This is a genomic window from Pedobacter hiemivivus (genome assembly GCF_005144565.1).
Taxonomy (GTDB): domain Bacteria; phylum Bacteroidota; class Bacteroidia; order Sphingobacteriales; family Sphingobacteriaceae; genus Pedobacter; species Pedobacter hiemivivus.
This window is the reverse complement of the sequence record NZ_SWDX01000005.1, coordinates 159,039-176,656: the sequence shown is the minus strand read 5'-3', so window position 1 is coordinate 176,656 and position 17,618 is coordinate 159,039. Positions and strand designations below refer to the sequence as shown.

The following is a 17,618-nucleotide window of genomic DNA, read 5'->3' as shown; positions in this document are numbered from 1 at the left end:
CAAAAATGTGTTAAAACTGACGAGTCGAGCATTTCACATCATAACGGTTATTCAACAAGATACCCAATACAATCTCATGTGAACCATTGTTAACGGATCGTAATGCAGATGTGGTTGAATCGTAAGAATAGCTGACATTAATTAATGAAGAGATATTAAAGCCCGCAAGCGCGGAAAAGGAATCATTGTTTCTATAGCTGCCACCAATCCAGAACTTATCCTGATAAGCAATTTTAAGGTTGGCATCAATGGTCATAGGGGCGCTTAACCAATAGGTTAGCAAGGTTGATGGAATAAAGGCAATGTCTTCATCCACAAAAAATTTATAACCTGCAGTACCGTAAAATGTAGTCGTTTGATAGGCCGATAAATTGGTCTGTTTGTTTGGCGTTGCAGAACGGTAACCCAATATTTGCTTGGCCGAAGCACCTAGAAAAAAACGGGGGCTGTAAAGCCATATTCCACCGCCAACATCAGGTCGTATTTTATTATTGTAATCGGCAGATAAAAGTGGGTCAGAAGTATTGTCTACAAGTACGCTGGCGACATCAATGCTGGTAGAGGCTAAGCCGGCAGAAATACCAAGAGAAAGGTTTACATCATAGCTAAGTCCCAAGTGATAAGCGTAGGTTCCATTTATATTGGTTTGTCTGATTCGTCCCGCCTTATCCGTCATTGCATAAAAACCAACTCCATGATGAGGTTCGGCTGATGTATAAGTATCCACATAGCTGCGGCTTAAAGGATTGTATCCGGCCCCCGAAAATGAGTTTACTGAACCTCTTACAAAGTCTTCTCCAATTGGAGCGTGAATAGAAATATATTGGGTAACAGGCGCGCCTTCTAGTCCCCTCCACTGATTCCTGTGACCGAGTTTTAAGTCCGTATAATTGTCTATTCCAGAAATTGCGGGATTAATTAAATAATTGTTAAAGATATACTGAGTAGACCTGGGATATTCCTGCCCAAAGCTGAATAAGCACGTTAGGAGTAATAACGAGAGGTTAAAAATAGATTTCATTCTTATCAAATAGCAATTAAGTAACCAATTATAAGATTAATTTTGTGTATAATGAACTTTTAAACTAAATTCTTTAATTAAAGCTGTAATTTATGCATCCCGAATCGCAAATAAAACTCATCGCTGATACCCTACTTCCGGGTTTTATTCCCAAAAACGCTACTGAAAAGGAGCTTTCTTTTCATTTCACTATTCCACCTAATAAGAGCTATAAAGTATGGTATGAAAAGAATGCCAAGAACGAATGGGTATTTACCGGCTTTGAACCAGCAGAACATTAAGCGATTCTTATATGGCGGATGATGAGGATGAATGGTGTATTATGCATCAATTTGAGTAACTTTTGCCCCTATGCCTCATGATGTAAATAATACACTTAGGTCAGAAAACAGCTTAGGCATAGTGTATTACATACTATCTGAATAAGGTATAGTAATTGTTCAAATTATGCTACTAGATAGGAAGATTTTGGAAAAGAAAATAAGGAAAAACATCGTAAGGGCTGAGCAATCTCGACTAGGGAAATTAAATAGATATAATCTTATATATACTAAATCAGAGGCCGTTTTTAATGACTTGGCGATATTAACTGCAACGATATTTGATACGCACATTGCTGTGATCAATTTTGTTGATCAGGATAATGTTTGGTCAAAAGTTAAAATCCAAAGTAGTCAGGAATCAGACTTTACTAATGAAACAAGTGTTTGTTCATTAGCCATTATTGATGAAGAAGGGGGGCTATTTGAGGGACTTTCGATCTCGCCCAGATTGATGTCGAATGCCTTAATTGCTAGTGAGATGGGGATGAAGTTTTATGCAGCAGTGCCTATAACTACAGATGAAGGTTTTAATGTTGGCAGTGTTTGCATTGTTGATAAAGAGCATAGAGCGTTTCTGCCCAATGATCGGGAGAAATTGGAATGGGTGGCAACAACCGTCCGGAAAGAAATGAATAAAAGAATGGCCAAAAAGATATACGCATAAGTATTTTTATAAATACTAGTAGGAGGGGCTGTATCATAAATTGATGATACGGCCTTTTTTTATTCTGTAAAATTTGAAATAACTGCGTTTTCGTCGTAATTACACTTTTTTACATTGAGTATGGATGTAATTATTTAATATTGAATCTAGTCTGTTGACTGATTGATTATTTTGTAATTAAATGTTAAAATCTGATGGTTTGTTCAAATTTTTGGTTTAAACGGATTATTGTCCTGTTGCTTGTGGTTATAACATATGAAAATGTACGAGGGCAGAGCTGGATGCCAGGGTATAACTTTCGGAAGAAGATCACCATTGATAAATCTATGATTGGCGGTGGTGCCAATCTGCTAGATTTTCCTGTGCTGATCGAATTGGAAGATCATGACCTGAAGCAGTCCACAGGTTGTGTCCATCTTTCGAAAAATAACAAAGAACTAGATATTTCATTTGCTAGTGCCAACCAGTCTAGTCTACCAATTAATTTTCAACTCGATTCTTATGATGCTTTGAAAGGAAAGCTAGTTTGCTGGCTGAGAATAAAGGAATTGATTGCTATAGGCAATGTAGGGGCGAATGAATTCTATCTTTATTATGGTTCAATGCAAACGCATAATCCCTTGTCTGCAGAAAGTCGTGCCACTTGGGGCAACGCTTATCAAAACGTTTGGCATATAAACCCGGATCTTGCACCAGCAACCACTCGGAGTGCCAACCAAAGTTCTGGCAATGATATGATCGGAGATCCAACGATGAGTTTAACTAATTTCCATCAGGGTAAGATTGGTTCTGGATTACAATTTAATGGATTAACAACCTCAATGCAAGCTGCACCGGATACCAATGTAAACGTTTATGTTACTTTATGGCTGAAACTTAATCAAATTGGGGCGGAACAGGTTATTCTTGCCAGCGACACTTTAGATAATGGATTTCAGCTAACCATAGACGCGGAAGGATTTATTCTTTTTTTAGGTCGGAAGTCGACTGTAGCGCTTGTTCCGGATATTTGGTACTATATAGGGGTAATGTATAACAGTCAGCGAAAAGAGATTTATATCAACGGAGTGTATAAGAGCGGGGATGCCAAACTTAATTTTCCAACAAAAAACGTCGGTAGGCTTAGTATAGGCAAGAGTAAACAAGGTGATCGGTACTTTAATGGAATGATTGATGAGTTGAGGATGTTGCGTGTGGCAAGGCAGAAAGAATGGCTTGGCGCAGAGTATAGGAATCAACTTAATCCCACAGCTTTTGTCAATATTTCATCGCAAGAAATGAATCCCATACAAATACCTCTGGTAAATGAATTTACCGGTGCAAATGGAACAAATAATTGGGCCGACGAAGGGAATTGGAGTTACGGGAAACTCCCAGAACCATATGCTAATGTAAATATTAAAGCAGGAAAAGAATTGCGGACACCTGCTGGTAATCGTGTAATGGTAAATGGCCTTATCCTGGAAGCCGGGGCCAGACTTTTATTAGGAGGTGATTTGGAAGTAAACTGCAAGGCGCACATTGGCTTGTCATCATCAATCGCTTTAGATGAAGGGATACGTTTGGTATTTAAAAATGATGTGGTAAATAATGGGGCAATCCTATTAAACGAAAATATAGGTACACTGACATTTGGTGCTGACCAGTCTTTGCAAACTTTTTCTGGATCGGGCAGTTGCAAGGTTTCACGTTTAGAAATAGATCTGGCATCTGGCACAGTCTTGCTACAAACAACAATTAAGGTGAGTAAAGAGCTTGCATTGATCAAAGGAATATTAAACGCCAATGGTAACCTTACGATGCTTTCGACTGGGCCAGGTAATTATGCCACTTTAATGCCTATCCAAAACACCAGTGTCGCAAATGTTATTGGAAACGTAATTGTGCAACAATTTATAGCGGGTGATTTTTTAGCCCCTGCTACTGCACGCAACTGGTGGCTGTTAAGCTCACCGGTATATCAATCATTAACTGAACCAAAATGGTATAGCCTAAATGCCATTCAGCAAAGCATTTTTGTAACGGGAAAGGGTGGCGTAAATAATGGGTTTGACCTTTCTCCGAATAATAACGCTACTATTTATACCCACGATCAGTCCTTACCTGGGAGCCTTTCCCAGAAGTATATAAGTATTGCCACCATGGGTTCAAATGTGCCTCTGGGGAGAGGATTTTATGTGTTTTCAAGAGGAAGTAAGACAGAGCCCAATGCCTATGTACACCAAATACAAACGACTCCATTTTCTAATCCAAAACCCTATACGCTCAGTTATAGCGGTAAATTGTTTACAGGTGAACTCCGGGTGGCACTACACAATAGAAATACAGGTGGGGAGGGGGATGGGTATAATTTATTAGGAAATCCATATGCTTCGGCACTGGTATGGGCTAATTTACAAAAGATAAATGTTGGCCCCTTTTTATGGGTATTTGATACTAAAAATAATGCTTATCGGGTAACCGGTGATCCGGAATATATCATTCCCCCCGGCACAGGCTTCTTTGTTAAGGTGAGCAATGGAAATAGTAGTGGCGAACTTATGTTTACAGAACAGGCAAAATATGGGGCAGCGCCCGCTACTTTTTCAAGAAGGATTTCGTCTATTGAAAAAGTAACAAACTTGGCGCAGTACGATGAGAAAAGTACGTTGAAGATAACCTTAAATAAGGAAGGCTTGTCTGACGATTACATCTTAACACTACACCCTTCCGGTAATAACGAAATTAATGATGCCGACGCGGCTAAAATAGGAGAAGGATATTTAAGCATTTCGGGTTTAGCCACAAATGGGAATAAGCTTTCAATTGATGAACGGGCTACGGATACGGGGCGCAGGGTGATTAAGTTGTTTGTAAAGGGGTGGACGACTGGAGCCTATACTTTAAAGTTTAATGCGACTTTCAATAACCATGAAAAGCTTACGTTAATTGATCATTACTTGAATGTGGAGTATCCGATTACTACAGATGAAAGTGTGCATCATTTTTCTATAGATACTGAAGTCGGGCCATCATACGGCAAGGAGCGTTTTTCTTTACTGCTGGAACCGGTTAAAATAACTAAGCCGATAAATGAGCTGACAGATAAGCCCTTTTTATTTTATCCCAATCCGATAAATGAGCTCCTTTATTTGAAGGCTGTAAATCAAACCTGGAGAAACCTAAAGGTTTTAATTCGTACCCTTTCTGGGGAGGTCGTATGGCGCAATGAACTAGCTGTTCTGGAGCCTGGTATTCCGGTACAGCTGTCCTGTAGTCAGTTGATGAAGGGGATTTATATCTTACAATTGATAGACCAGACAAGAAATAAAACTATTACTTCTTTTAAAATCTTAAAAAACTAAACCTGATGAGATACCTACTGTTTTTAACCCTGATGCTCAGTTTTACCTTCGCCAGAGCTACGCAGACAGATGATCCCGGCCTTCCTGGGACTGATCCCGATGTGCCAGTGGATGGAGGAGTCGCTGCGTTGTTGGTCGCGGGAGTTGTATACGGAATAAGGAAAATTAAGCAAGTTAAACTGTAATGCCTTCTTTTCTCAAAATGTAATTGTAAATTCCTTCAATAGGTTTTTGAAAAATCTTGCCTACTTTAACCTGATTCTTTAAACATACCTCTCTTAAGATATCTTGATAGTAAAAGGCAATAGAACCAACAAAGTGAGTCTCCAGGTTTTTATATTCGCTATAATCCTTGATATTACTGTCTACAAACTCCTGAAAGCCTTCGTGCAAAATATTTATAATGAAAGGATGTGTTTTATGATTGATCATAAAACGGCTTATAGAAGCTAAATAGGTATTTGGACTAGGTTTTTGATATACATTAGTAATCACTGTTTCCTTGTCAATTTGAAATTCTTGTCCAAATTCGATGCTCAATTCAGCAGGCATTAGATTGTACAGATAAGAGGTGATTAGTTTACGACCAAACCATGTGCCCGATCCTTCATCACCCAATACATAGCCCAAGCCATGCGTGCCATGATGTAAAGTTTTGCCATCAAAATATGAGATGTTGGAGCCCGTACCTAAAATGCAGGTTAGCCCTGGTTTATCCCCGCAAGTGGCGTAGGCAGAGCCCATTAAGTCATGTTCTACAGCTACATAAGCATTGGTAAAGAAAGACGAAAGACCGTTAGATATGATCTCTACCTTATCGGGCGAAGAACAGCCTGCGCCAAAGAAATAAACTTCCTTAACCTGGCTTGCCAAATGAGCAATTTCTTTCTTTTTAGAAAAGAGTTTGAAAATGTCATGCGCATTCAGGAAATATGGATTTATGCCTTGTGTACTAAAGCTGATTTGTTCATTTGGGCTGTAACCCATCCAATCGGTTTTTGTCGAGCCACTGTCTGCTACTAGAATCATTCGCTAAAAATAGTAATCTTATTGAATATTTAAAGTACCGCTGATTTCTTTTAGGCTAATTTCTGTTAATTTTGCTTCGTATTGTGCATTTAGATAGCGGGTTATCGCATCGATGAAGTTCTTTTGAGCCTCTCTCAGCTCTAAAGGAGATATACTACCCAACCTGTATTTGTCTAGCGTAATGTCCAGATTTTGCCTTGCAATATCCACATTGCTTTTCTCAATTTTAAGTAAATCAAGGTTGGTGCTGTAATTCTGATAAGTGGACAGCAATTGGGCATTAATATCCTGTTTGGTTTTTTCGAAGCTCAATTCAGAAGAGTTGATTCCAATCTTGGCATTTCGCTCATTCTGACGTTGTAAAAATCCATTAAAGATGTTTAGGCTAGCCGTAACCCCATAGGTAAAGCCATTGGAGCGCGTCTGCGTGTTAAAGCCCGTCGGACTGGCGCTCTTTTGAAATTCATACCCACTATTTACAGCCACCACCGGATAGCGCTGTCCTTTTACCTGTTTTAAATTGAGCTCCGCTATTTTCTTATTGATGAAAGCATTTTGCAGATCAGGGTTTAGCTGTGCCATCTGGCCTTCCAGTGTGGCTAAGTTCAGTGCCGCATCAATATCAATACGTTCAGCAACCTTAAAATCAAGATTAAGGTCTCTGGCCATGACCTGATTTAAGGCAGTTTTTGAAGTTTTTAACAAGTTAATCTCCTGTAGATATGCCGATGTATCTGTATTGTAATCTACTTTTGCGGCCAAAACATCTAGTTTGGAACCTCTACCAATGCTCAACTTGTTGTTGGCAATTGTTAAACGCAATTGAGAGATGTCCAATGCGCTATCTCTGGCGGTAACCAGTTGTTGCTCTTTCAATACCGTGTAATAGGCATTGATCACATTACTTATCGTCGTTAATATCGTTGCCTTTGCATTCACCTCACCCAGCTTTTGCAATTCTTTAAGACGCTCGTAATTGGTGAACATCTGTAAACCGTCAAATATCGTCCATCCCAATGCAGCCCCATAGTTCATACTGGTGTTTCTTACCCCATTAAGCGTTTGCTGATTGCCGTTGCTTTGCGTACGGGTAATGTCCTGTTTGCTACCACCATCACTAAAGCTACCGGTCAGCTGAGGAAGCATACCGGCATTACCTAGGTTTAAGTTGTTTTTGGCAATCTGAATATCGTTGTTTACCAGTTTAATATCATAGTTGTTTTTTAGCGCAACGCTGATGGCTTCTTCCAAGCTTAGCTTTTGCTGTGCAGATGCCAATTGCGTGCTTATTGCCAAAACGGTCATTAAACAAAATACAACAGTACTGCGTTTCCCTAACTTATAATTAAGCCTTTTCATGTTCCAATGCTGCTTTTAATGATTGTTCTAATTCTGTATTTGTTTTGTGCTCTTTCGACCAGTAAGAGTAGATTGCAGGAATCACAAATAAAGTTAGGATCAATGCAAATGTTGTTCCGCCAACAATTACAATACCCATTCCCATTCTGCTTTTTGCTGCGGCTCCTAATGCCATGGCAATAGGAAGGGCGCCAATGGCGATGGCTAAGCTGGTCATTAGGATAGGCCTTAACCTCGAAACCGAAGCTTCCCTAATCGCATCATGTACACTTTTCCCTTGTTCTTTAAGCTGATTGGCAAACTCGACAATTAAAATACCGTTCTTGGTTACCAAACCAATCAGCATAATCGTACCAATCTGACTAAATATATTCCAGCTCTGACCAAATAACCAGAGCGATAAAAATGCTCCGGCAACAGCCATAGGCACTGTTAAAATAATGATAATCGGATCGATAAAACTTTCAAATTGTGCGGAAAGAATCAAATAAACCAGTAGCAAGGCGAGTCCAAAGGCGAAAAGCGTATTTGAAGAACTTTCCTTAAAGTCCCTCGACTCACCACCAAGGTCGGTCGTAAATGTTTCATCCAATACTTTTTCGGCAATCCTGTCCATTGCCGCGATACCTTCACCAATGCTTTTGCCTGGTGCCAGACCCGCAGAAACGGTGGCGGCAGTAAGTCGGTTGTTGCGGTAAAGTTGCGGCGGACTGCTTTCTTCTTTTGCGGTTACTAAATTATCTAGTTGTATCAGTTCATTATTGATGTTGCGTACATATACCGAGCTTAAATCTAGAGGGTCCTTACGGTCGCCTACTTCAAATTGTCCAATTACCTGGTATTGTTTTCCATTCATAAAGAAATAAGAGAAACGCTGACCGCTTAGCCCCAGTTGTAAGGCTGTACCAATATCTGCAACCGAAACGCCAAGGTTTTTGGCTTTATCTCTATCAATAGTCAAGTCAATTTCAGGCTTGTTGAACTTTAGATTTACATCAGAAGTTGTGAAAGTTGGATCTTTCGCCACTTCATCCATAAACAAAGGCACCTTTTCGCGTAGCTTTTCAAAGTTCTGTGCCTGAATGATGTAATTCACAGGTAATCCACCACGACGCCCCACCGAGATGGTAGGTTGTTGGGTAACTACCACTTTTCCTTCCGAATATCTGCGGGTAATTTTTGTCAGGTCAGCCGCAATCTCTGCCTGAGATCTTTTTCTTTCTGAGGGATCCGATAAGCCCATCCTTACGAAACCACTATTGGTAGAACCCGAACCGCCAAAACCTGGAGAAGTAATCGTAATATTTACTTGCTTTTCAGGTACCGAGTCGTTAACCATCTGGTTTACTTTCATCATAAACCTATCCGTATAGGCAAATGAAGAACCCTCTGGCGTAGTCAGGTTCATATTAATTGCGCTGCGGTCATCATAAGGAGCGGTTTCCTTAGGTAATATCTTCCAGAACAATACAATCAGACCAACGCATACTCCGATAATCGGAATGGCTAGCCACTTTCTGTCCAGAAACTTATTTAGTTTCTCTGCGTAGCCCTCATTCAGTTTTACAAAATAGGGCTCCGTCATTTCATAGAATCTGGATTTTTTATGCCCTGTTTTTTTCATCAGGTAGGCATTCAACATCGGTGTTAAAGTAAGCGATACAAAGGCCGATATTAAAACTGCGGCCCCAATTACCACCCCAAATTCCCTAAACAGTCGGCCTACAAAGCCCTGCAAGAATATTACGGGTAAAAACACAGCAGCAAGGGTAATGGAAATGGAGATTACGGCAAAAAAGATCTCATTTGAGCCTTTAATGGCAGCCTCGAAAGGCGAATAACCCTCTTCAACTTTTTTAAAGATATTTTCTGTAACCACAATACCATCATCAACTACGAGTCCGGTTGCCAGTACAATGGCCAATAACGAAAGCACATTGATGGAGAATCCAAAAATGTACATGATAAAAAAGGTAAACACCAGTGATACCGGGATATCAATAAGCGGTCTGATGGCGATGGCCCAATCCCTGAAAAATAAATAAATGATCAGGATTACCAGCACTAAAGACAGGATAATAGTCTCTGCAACCTCTGTTACCGATGCTTTGATAAATTTGGTCGTATCTAAAGAGATGTTGAGTTTAATATCTGATGGAACATCTTTTTCTAATTGCGCAAAACGCTTGTCAAATTCCTTAGAAATGTCTAGGTAATTGGCCCCAGGTTGGGGGATAAGGCCCACAGCAACCATTGGCTTGCCCGACTCTCTCAGCACCGTTTCTTCGTTTTCAGAACCTAATTCAGCGAAACCAACATCTTTTAAACGCACCACATTGTCGGTGTCATTTTTCAGGATCAGGTTATTGAACTCATCTGCAGTAGCTAATTTTCCTAATGTTTTTACGATCAGTTCCGTATTGGCTCCTGTTATTTTTCCAGAAGGCAACTCCACATTTTCTTTATCCAGTGCTGCTACAATATCCTGCGTTGTTAAGCCATAGGCTGCGAGTTTATCCGGCGAAATGCGGATACGCATGGCATACTTTCTTTGCCCCATGATTTGTATGCTACTTACACCGGTAATGGTTTGTAGTCTGTCGGCAATTACATTTTCTGCATAATCACTCAGCTCCATTACATTGCGTTTATCACTTTGTATGGTCATGGTAATTACGGCGTCTGAGCTAGCATCAGCCTTACTTACAACGGGGTTACCGTCAATATCTTTAGGTAACCTTCTGGCGGCTTCAGATACTTTATCGCGCACATCATTGGCCGCATCATCGATGTTTTTATTCAGGTTAAACTCAATCGTGATGTTACTACTTCCCTGGTTACTTGATGAGGAGATGTTCCTGATCCCGTCGATACCATTGATTGATTTTTCGAGTGGTTCAGTAATTTGGGATTCAATAATGTCCGAATTGGCACCTGGGTAGGATGTCCGTACGTTAATTACTGTAGGATCGATGTTGGGGTATTCCCTTACACCCAGAAAATTGTACCCGATTACCCCAAACAAGAGGATCGCCAGGTTCATTACAATGGCCAGTACTGGCCTTTTTATACTGGTGGTTGAAATACTCATATCTTCGATTTGTGATCTATTACCGTAACTTTAACTGGTGCACCCGGTTTTAAGGCCATTGCTCCGGTTGTTAATACAGTGTCACCAACATTTAAACCCGATGTGATCACAATGTGATCTGCAGTACGTGTTCCAGCTTCTACGGCTACTTGTTCCGCTTTGCCGTCTTTAGTAATGAAAACGGTTTTCCCTTTTAGCACAGGGATTATCGCTTGGTTTGGAATCAACAAAGCATCTTTTACAGTGCTCAAGGCCAGTTTTATTTTTGCAAAAGAGCCAGGGCGCAGTTCGTCATTAGGATTAGGCACCAGCGCTTTTATTTGTAAAGTGCGGGTTTGTGTATTGATGCCTGGTTCTATGGCGAAAACCTTACCGGTAAATGTTTTATTAAATCCATCCGTAGTAAAGGATATTTCCGAGTTCAGTTTGATCTGCCCGTTATATTTCTCCGGGACAGAGAAGCTAACTTTTAATGGGTTAACACTCGATAAGGTGGCGATGAGTGTTGTCGGTGTGATGTAACCACCCACAGAAATAGAGCGCAAACCAATTTTACCACTAAAAGGAGCATAGATGGCAGTTTTTGCGAGTTGTGCGCGAATCAGTTGGGTTTGTGCTTTTAGGGATTGCAGATCGGCTAATGACGTATCATATTCTTCCTGACTAATGGCCCCTTTTTCTAACAGTTGTCTGGAACGGTTTTCATTAGTGGCAGATAATTGTTGTTTAGTCAGCGCTTGCTGCAATTGCGCCTGTATATCTCTATCGTTAATCTTAACCAGTAAACTGCCTTTACTTACATTGGCGCCTTCTTTAAAATTAATACTGGTTACCAATCCGGATACCTCACTGCGTAGTTCAACAGACTCATTGGCTTCCAGCGTTCCGGTAATTTCCAGATCGTTGGTAAAGTCGCCTGCGGCAACTACAATTCCGTCTACATGTAAACCCTTAGAAGGGCCACCTTTGCCTCCTCCGCCTTTGCCCATGCTTGCTCCCTCTGCTGCGATTTTTTTATTCGCCGCGATTCTGTAATAAATCAAATAGGCTGCCCCGACAATAAGTAGGGTGTAAATAATGTACTTTACTTTCATTTGTTGTGGTTCTTGTTTTACCTGCATTCGAGTTCCGGCGATTGCATTTTATACTTGGGTATTTGAGTACATTAAGGATGACGCTCTTTAGGTGCTCAATGTTCTTAACGCTTTTGAAAGGCTAACGCACAAAAATATTTAAAATGACCATAGTAGCTTGTATTAAGTGTGTTACAGGTAGGGGTACTTTTGAAATAAATTCAGCACTACAATAGCCTTTTTGCGCAGTTTTATCTAAGTTTGGCACAATTTAGCAAATAGTTGACCTAAACCTTATGTCGGCTCCACAACGTTAAAAGAAAAAGATCAATGAAAAAATCATTATTAGCAATAGTAATATTACTATCAGTAGGTATGACGGCCAAATCACAAGTAAAAATAGGATTCGAAGTAAGTTTTATTGAACCACAGGCGCACTATGCCGAAGTAGAAATGACCATCTCTGGTTTAGCGAAAGATTATATAGACGTAAAAATGCCTGTATGGGCACCGGGTTCTTATCTGGTACGTGAGTTTTCTAAAAGTGTAGAAGGCTTTAAAGCTACTGCAGCAGGTAAAGCATTAAAACATGAAAAAGTAAGAAAAAATACCTGGCGTGTATATGCTGCAAAAGCAAATACGGTTAAAATTAAATATAGAGTATATGCTTTCGAGGTTTCTGTGCGTACTTCTTTTATCGATGATACCCATGCATTTTTGTCAAGCACAGGTGTATTCATGTATCCTGATGGATTGTTGAAACATGCTAGCACAGTAAAAATTATTCCTTACAAAGGCTGGACTAAAGTATCAACAGGATTAGAACCTGTTGCCGGAAAGGAATTTACTTATACTGCTAGCGATTTTGATATCCTGTTTGATAGCCCTATTGAAGTAGGTAATCAGGATGTTTTTGATTTTATGGCTTCTGGTGTAAAGCATGAGGTGGCTATGTTTGGTGGTGGCAACTACGATAAAGAAAAGCTAAAGGTTGATATGGCTAAAATCGTAGAGCAAGGCACCGCAATTTATGGCGAAAATCCAAATAAGCACTATACCTTTATTGTGCACAATTTCTCTACAGGTAGTGGAGGTTTAGAGCACTTAAACTCTACGGTGTTAGGTGCGAGTCGCAACGGTTATAGTACCAAAGAAGGTTATAAGGGATTCCTAGAGCTTGTTGCTCACGAATATTATCACCTGTGGAACGTAAAAAGAATGCGCCCGGTAGCCTTAGGTCCATTTGATTATGACAATGAAAACTATACCACCAATTTATGGGTAGCCGAAGGATTTACCGCTTATTACGAGAATAAATTGATGCTACGAGCAGGCTTTATCACCGAAAAGGAATTTGTAGACCAACTGGTTACCGCAGTGAGCAATGTGTCTAATATTCCAGGTGCACAGGTACAATCTGTAGCTGAAGCCAGCTATGATGCATGGATCAAACTTTACAGACCTAATGAAAACTCTAACAATACTACCGTTTCTTACTACGCCAAAGGTGAAGTCGTTGGTATATTAATGGACATTGCAATTGCACAGGCTACCAAAGGAACTAAAAGCCTGGATGATGTAATGAAAGCCATGTACCTGCAAAATAAAGCGCAGAAAAGAGGGTATACCGATGCTGAATTTAAGGCGATGGTAGAAAAGATCAGTGGACAGGATTTTACTGATTTCTGGGCAAAATATGTGAATGGTACCACTTTGCCAGAGTATGCTAAATACTTTGGTTATGCAGGTATAAAAGTAACAAATGAATTGGAAGGTAAAAGCAGTCCTTACCTAGGCGTTACTTCTAAAAAAACTGAAGGAAGGATGTTTATTACATCGATCATGCGCAATACTTCTGCATGGGTTGATGGCTTAAGTGTAAACGATGAGTTGATTAGCATTGATGGTACACCAATAGAATCTGCAGTGGAGCGTATGCCAGCCATTAGCGGTAAAAAAGTAGGTGATGTGGTAGTGATTAAAGTAGCAAGAGATGGGAAGATTAGAGATTTTAATGTTACGCTTAAGAATTATCCAGGTATAAAGTTGGTAGGGGCAGTAGATGAGAATGCGAGCGAATTGCAAAATAAAGTAAGACAGGCTTGGTTTAAAAAATAACCGTTCTTCAAGAGCTGCATTGCTTCGCTGAAGAAGCGAAGAACGCTAGGCTCTTTCTGAGAAGGTAATTTTTTACCTTAGTAGGAGCTTAAAACAAGGGCCTGAATCATATATCATGATTCAGGCTTTTTTGTACGTTCGTCATCCTGAATTCGCCATGCCATTAGTCTATGCACTTTCAAGGGTAAAGTGTAGCGCCAGAAGGGCAATAATTACAGTTGTAAAGGCTGTTTGAAAAGTATTTTGCTTTTTTTGCATTTATGGTCATTAACGCTAGCAGCGATATTAGTGTAAAAGCCTGGTAAGCGCATGAACACAGGTGATTAAGGACGTCCTTTTAAAAATGAATATTTGAATACCGGCCTTTTTTAAAGGAGCGTTTAAAGGGGATTGGGGGCGGTTTGTCGAATTTGAGCTTTTCTACTTGGCATAGGTATTGTAATTATCCTGTTACATCAAATCATTATATCATGAAAAACATAGTAAAAATTCTTGGCGTATTCCTAATTGTAACAACGGTTATGATGTCTTGCAAAAAAGATACAGATCCTGCAACAAAGGATTTCTTTGTAGGTACTTATAAAGGTTCTATTTCTTATGATAAAGACGAAAGCACCATTACCAGCTCAGATGGAAAGGTTACCGTAAGTAAAGTTGGTGAGACTTACAATTTCTTTTTCGGCAATAACATTCCTGATATTACAGGTGTGAAGTTTGAAAAACAAGGAGACAATACTTATGTAAGTGTTGGAAGTGGTTTAACCGGTATTACCATTGATGCAAGCACGTTAAAAATGCTTGTTGTTAAAGGCGGAGCAACTTGGACAGCTGATTGTACAAGGTAGTATTTTAGATTTTCTAGATTTTTTTAATCAAAAAAGGCGGTAGGTTTTAAAACCTGCCGCCTTTTCTGGTATTATTTTAAGGTTGCTTAGAAAGCGAAACGAACGCCTAATCCTATATCACCACCCCAAAATCCAGTGTCTGGAGTTAATTGTAAAGCAGGAACCCAATCCAAAGATAAGTTGATAGGCGCATCTTTAAATTTATAATCTAAACCTAAAACACCGTTTGCAGATAGGTAGAAGTCACCATCGCCATGTTTTACTTTGTAAGAACCGATAGTAGCACCACCACCATAGTACCAGTTTAATCCTGGAGCATTGCTGATTGGTTTGTAAACTTCGTATAAACCAGTTAGGTTAGCATAAGAAGCACCGCTATTGCTTCTAAAGTTTCCGATTAATTCTAACATAGCACCTTTATTTAGGGCAGTTTTAAAACTTACTCCATTAGCAGAACCAAAACGACCACCGATCGCGTTATTATAGCTCTGAGCTGAAGCTGTAGTTACGTTCAATGTAAAAAGTGCAGCAACGGCAAGGAAAGTAAAAATTAATTTTTTCATAATTGTTGTTTGTGTATTTTGTTATTAATTTGATTCGATCAGGGTTAGCAACTATTGTGCCGAAGTTAGTAAATATTTAGGTAAACTTTAATTCTGAAGCAAGATGTTAAACAAATGGATTATATTAGGGGTAACCATATTTTCTATACATGCATAACAGACGTAAATTTATTAAACTCTCCGCGTTCGGAATTCCCATGCTCTCCTCGTTTAGTTCATTATCGAGAGATTTTACTACAGGCCTGGGGCAGGAGCAGGTACGGCCCATTGTTATTTCTACCTGGGATTTTGGTATTGCAGCTAACCAAGCTGCATGGAAGGTGTTATCGGCAGGAGGTCGGGCCTTGGATGCGGTAGAGAAAGGAGTACATGTGCCTGAGGCTGACCCTAAGAACCAGTCTGTAGGCTATGGTGGTTTGCCGGATAGGGATGGACATGTGACGCTTGATGCATGCATTATGGACGAATTGGGTAATTGTGGATCTGTAGCGGGGTTAGAACACATCATGCATCCAATCTCTGTAGCCAGGCTGGTGATGGAGAAGACGCCCCATGTGATGTTGGTGGGTGATGGTGCTTTACAATTTGCGCTGGAAAACGGGTTTAAAAAGGAGAATTTATTGACCAAAGAAAGTGAGAAAGCTTGGCGGGAGTGGCTGAAGACGGCGAAATATGAACCCATTATGAATATTGAGAACAAGCTATATGATAAAGCCGCACCGCGGAAATTACCTGGGAATCAGTATAATCACGATACCATTGGGATGTTGGCCATAGATGCTAAAGGGAATTTATCCGGTGCATGTACCACCAGTGGAATGGCCTATAAATTGCATGGGAGAGTTGGTGACAGTCCGATTATTGGAGCCGGACTCTATGTAGACAATGAAATTGGTGGAGCAACTTCTACTGGGGTGGGCGAAGAGGTGATCCGCAATGTAGGCAGTTTCTTGGTAGTCGAGCTGATGCGCCAGGGCTACTCACCAGAAGATGCCTGTAAAGAAGCCGTGATGCGTATCATTAAAAAGAAGCCAGACATTGCCAAAAAGATACAAGTAGGCTTTTTGGCACTCAATAAAAAAGGGGAGTATGGAGCTTATGCGATTCAAAAAGGGTTTAGCTATGCAGTTTGTACCGCTCAAAAAAGTGACCTGCTGATAGACGGAAAAAGTTATTATTAATACATAAAACAATAAGTATGGTTAAAGTTAAAGAACCTAAGTTTAATTCAGACGGAGCACCTTGGGTTGATATGGAAGTTTGTGCCAATTCATTGCGTTCTGCTTTGGTAGCGCAAGAAGGCGGTGCAATAAGAGTTGAGCTTTGTGACAATTTACATGAAGGTGGTACAACGCCTAGTTATGCGCAGATTGCAATGGCGAAGAAAATGTTGGATATCGACGTTTTCGCAATCATCAGGCCTAGAGGGGGTGACTTTTTATATACCGACCTGGAGTTCGAACTGATGAAGGAGGACATTAAAATATGTAAGCAATTGAAATGTGAGGGTGTCGTGCTTGGTATCTTGAAAGCTGATGGAACTGTGGATGAGGAACGTTGTGCTGAGCTGATTGCATTAGCAGGCGATATGGAGGTCACCTTCCATAGGGCTTTTGATAGGACCAGGGATTTGTTTGAAGCAATGGAAACCATTATAAAATTGGGTTGCACCAGAATACTCACTTCTGGCGGCCATCCGAGAGTAGATGAGGGCGTATTTGATATCGAAGACCTGGTTATAGCAGCTAATGATAGAATTATCATTATGCCTGGTGGTGGCGTATCGATTGAAAATGTAGTGCGCTTGGTAAAGGCCACTAAAATGATAGAATTTCATGCTTCGGCAATGAGTACGGTGCCAACTGAGATGATGTATAAAAATTCTCACATGAGCGAAGGGAGTCGCAAGGATTTAGACTATCAGCTATCCGATATTGAGCTCATAAAGGAATTGATATATTGGGCAAATAACCCCATGTAGTTAAGATCTCTTAAAACATTTTACATTTAATTTCGTCATTATTTATATTTCTGTGCAAAACTCCGACAGTAGAGGTGATGATGCCTACAATCAAGAGTTATCGCAAAAAAGAGCATCAGTTAAATAGAAGAACTGAAGTTACAATTGTAAAACAGTAATTAAAACCATTTATTGTATAAGTTTTTAGCCCTTGGATTTTCATCCAAG

14 protein-coding genes are annotated in these 17,618 nt (G+C 40.1%); 8 read left to right on the top strand and 6 right to left on the bottom strand.

What is annotated here, in order from left to right; translation table 11 throughout:
* Positions 1-10: 10 nt before the first annotated feature.
* Positions 11-1,021, bottom strand: coding sequence for a PorP/SprF family type IX secretion system membrane protein (locus FBD94_RS13970; protein WP_136880631.1), 1,011 nt, complete (start codon positions 1,019-1,021; stop codon positions 11-13).
* A gap of 92 nt (positions 1,022-1,113) precedes the next feature.
* Between FBD94_RS13970 and FBD94_RS13965 the strand changes: the two genes are divergently transcribed.
* The 4 genes from FBD94_RS13965 to FBD94_RS13950 all read left to right on the top strand — a co-directional run bounded on the left by FBD94_RS13965 (position 1,114) and on the right by FBD94_RS13950 (position 5,537).
* Positions 1,114-1,302 (top strand): hypothetical protein, encoded by a 189-nt coding sequence (locus FBD94_RS13965; protein ID WP_136880630.1) that lies wholly within the window; start codon positions 1,114-1,116, stop codon positions 1,300-1,302.
* 187 nt (positions 1,303-1,489) lie between these two features.
* On the top strand, positions 1,490-2,008 hold the full coding sequence (locus tag FBD94_RS13960) for a GAF domain-containing protein (RefSeq protein WP_225874794.1): 519 nt from the start codon (positions 1,490-1,492) through the stop codon (positions 2,006-2,008).
* Positions 2,009-2,202: 194 nt separating this feature from the next.
* Complete coding sequence (locus FBD94_RS13955) at positions 2,203-5,352, top strand: LamG-like jellyroll fold domain-containing protein (RefSeq protein WP_136880629.1); 3,150 nt, start codon at positions 2,203-2,205, stop codon at positions 5,350-5,352.
* A gap of 5 nt (positions 5,353-5,357) precedes the next feature.
* Positions 5,358-5,537 carry a PID-CTERM protein-sorting domain-containing protein gene (locus FBD94_RS13950; RefSeq protein ID WP_131611080.1) on the top strand — a complete coding sequence of 60 codons (180 nt, stop codon included), beginning with the start codon at positions 5,358-5,360 and terminating at the stop codon, positions 5,535-5,537.
* Here the strand turns inward: FBD94_RS13950 and FBD94_RS13945 are convergent.
* From FBD94_RS13945 to FBD94_RS13930, 4 genes are read right to left on the bottom strand one after another with little or no spacing between them, the layout of a single operon-like run.
* Positions 5,527-6,381 (bottom strand): N-acetylglucosamine kinase, encoded by an 855-nt coding sequence (locus FBD94_RS13945; RefSeq protein WP_136880628.1) that lies wholly within the window; start codon positions 6,379-6,381, stop codon positions 5,527-5,529. The genes FBD94_RS13950 and FBD94_RS13945 overlap by 11 nt on opposite strands.
* An 18-nt stretch (positions 6,382-6,399) precedes the next feature.
* Positions 6,400-7,740 carry a TolC family protein gene (locus FBD94_RS13940; protein ID WP_235884471.1) on the bottom strand — a complete coding sequence of 447 codons (1,341 nt, stop codon included), beginning with the start codon at positions 7,738-7,740 and terminating at the stop codon, positions 6,400-6,402.
* Complete coding sequence (locus FBD94_RS13935) at positions 7,727-10,831, bottom strand: efflux RND transporter permease subunit (protein ID WP_136880627.1); 3,105 nt, start codon at positions 10,829-10,831, stop codon at positions 7,727-7,729. The genes FBD94_RS13940 and FBD94_RS13935 overlap by 14 nt, the downstream gene beginning before the upstream one ends.
* Positions 10,828-11,925 carry an efflux RND transporter periplasmic adaptor subunit gene (locus FBD94_RS13930; protein ID WP_131611077.1) on the bottom strand — a complete coding sequence of 366 codons (1,098 nt, stop codon included), beginning with the start codon at positions 11,923-11,925 and terminating at the stop codon, positions 10,828-10,830. The genes FBD94_RS13935 and FBD94_RS13930 overlap by 4 nt, the downstream gene beginning before the upstream one ends.
* A gap of 309 nt (positions 11,926-12,234) precedes the next feature.
* Between FBD94_RS13930 and FBD94_RS13925 the strand changes: the two genes are divergently transcribed.
* A complete protein-coding gene (locus FBD94_RS13925; protein WP_235884469.1) occupies positions 12,235-14,022 on the top strand; it encodes a M61 family metallopeptidase in 1,788 nt (595 codons plus the stop codon).
* Between the two features lie 470 nt (positions 14,023-14,492).
* Positions 14,493-14,867: a hypothetical protein gene (locus FBD94_RS13920; protein ID WP_131611076.1), complete on the top strand. Its 375-nt coding sequence runs from the start codon at positions 14,493-14,495 to the stop codon at positions 14,865-14,867.
* An 86-nt stretch (positions 14,868-14,953) separates the two neighbouring features.
* Here FBD94_RS13920 and FBD94_RS13915 read toward each other — a convergent pair whose 3' ends face one another.
* Complete coding sequence (locus FBD94_RS13915) at positions 14,954-15,430, bottom strand: hypothetical protein (protein WP_131611075.1); 477 nt, start codon at positions 15,428-15,430, stop codon at positions 14,954-14,956.
* Positions 15,431-15,579: 149 nt separating this feature from the next.
* On the opposite strand from FBD94_RS13915, the gene FBD94_RS13910 reads away from it, so the two are divergent.
* Together FBD94_RS13910 and FBD94_RS13905 are read left to right on the top strand one after the other, a co-directional pair.
* Positions 15,580-16,611 carry a N(4)-(beta-N-acetylglucosaminyl)-L-asparaginase gene (locus FBD94_RS13910; RefSeq protein WP_136880626.1) on the top strand — a complete coding sequence of 344 codons (1,032 nt, stop codon included), beginning with the start codon at positions 15,580-15,582 and terminating at the stop codon, positions 16,609-16,611.
* A 17-nt stretch (positions 16,612-16,628) separates the two neighbouring features.
* Positions 16,629-17,411, top strand: a complete 783-nt coding sequence (locus FBD94_RS13905; RefSeq protein ID WP_235884467.1) for a copper homeostasis protein CutC — start codon at positions 16,629-16,631, stop codon at positions 17,409-17,411.
* Positions 17,412-17,618 lie beyond the last annotated feature (207 nt).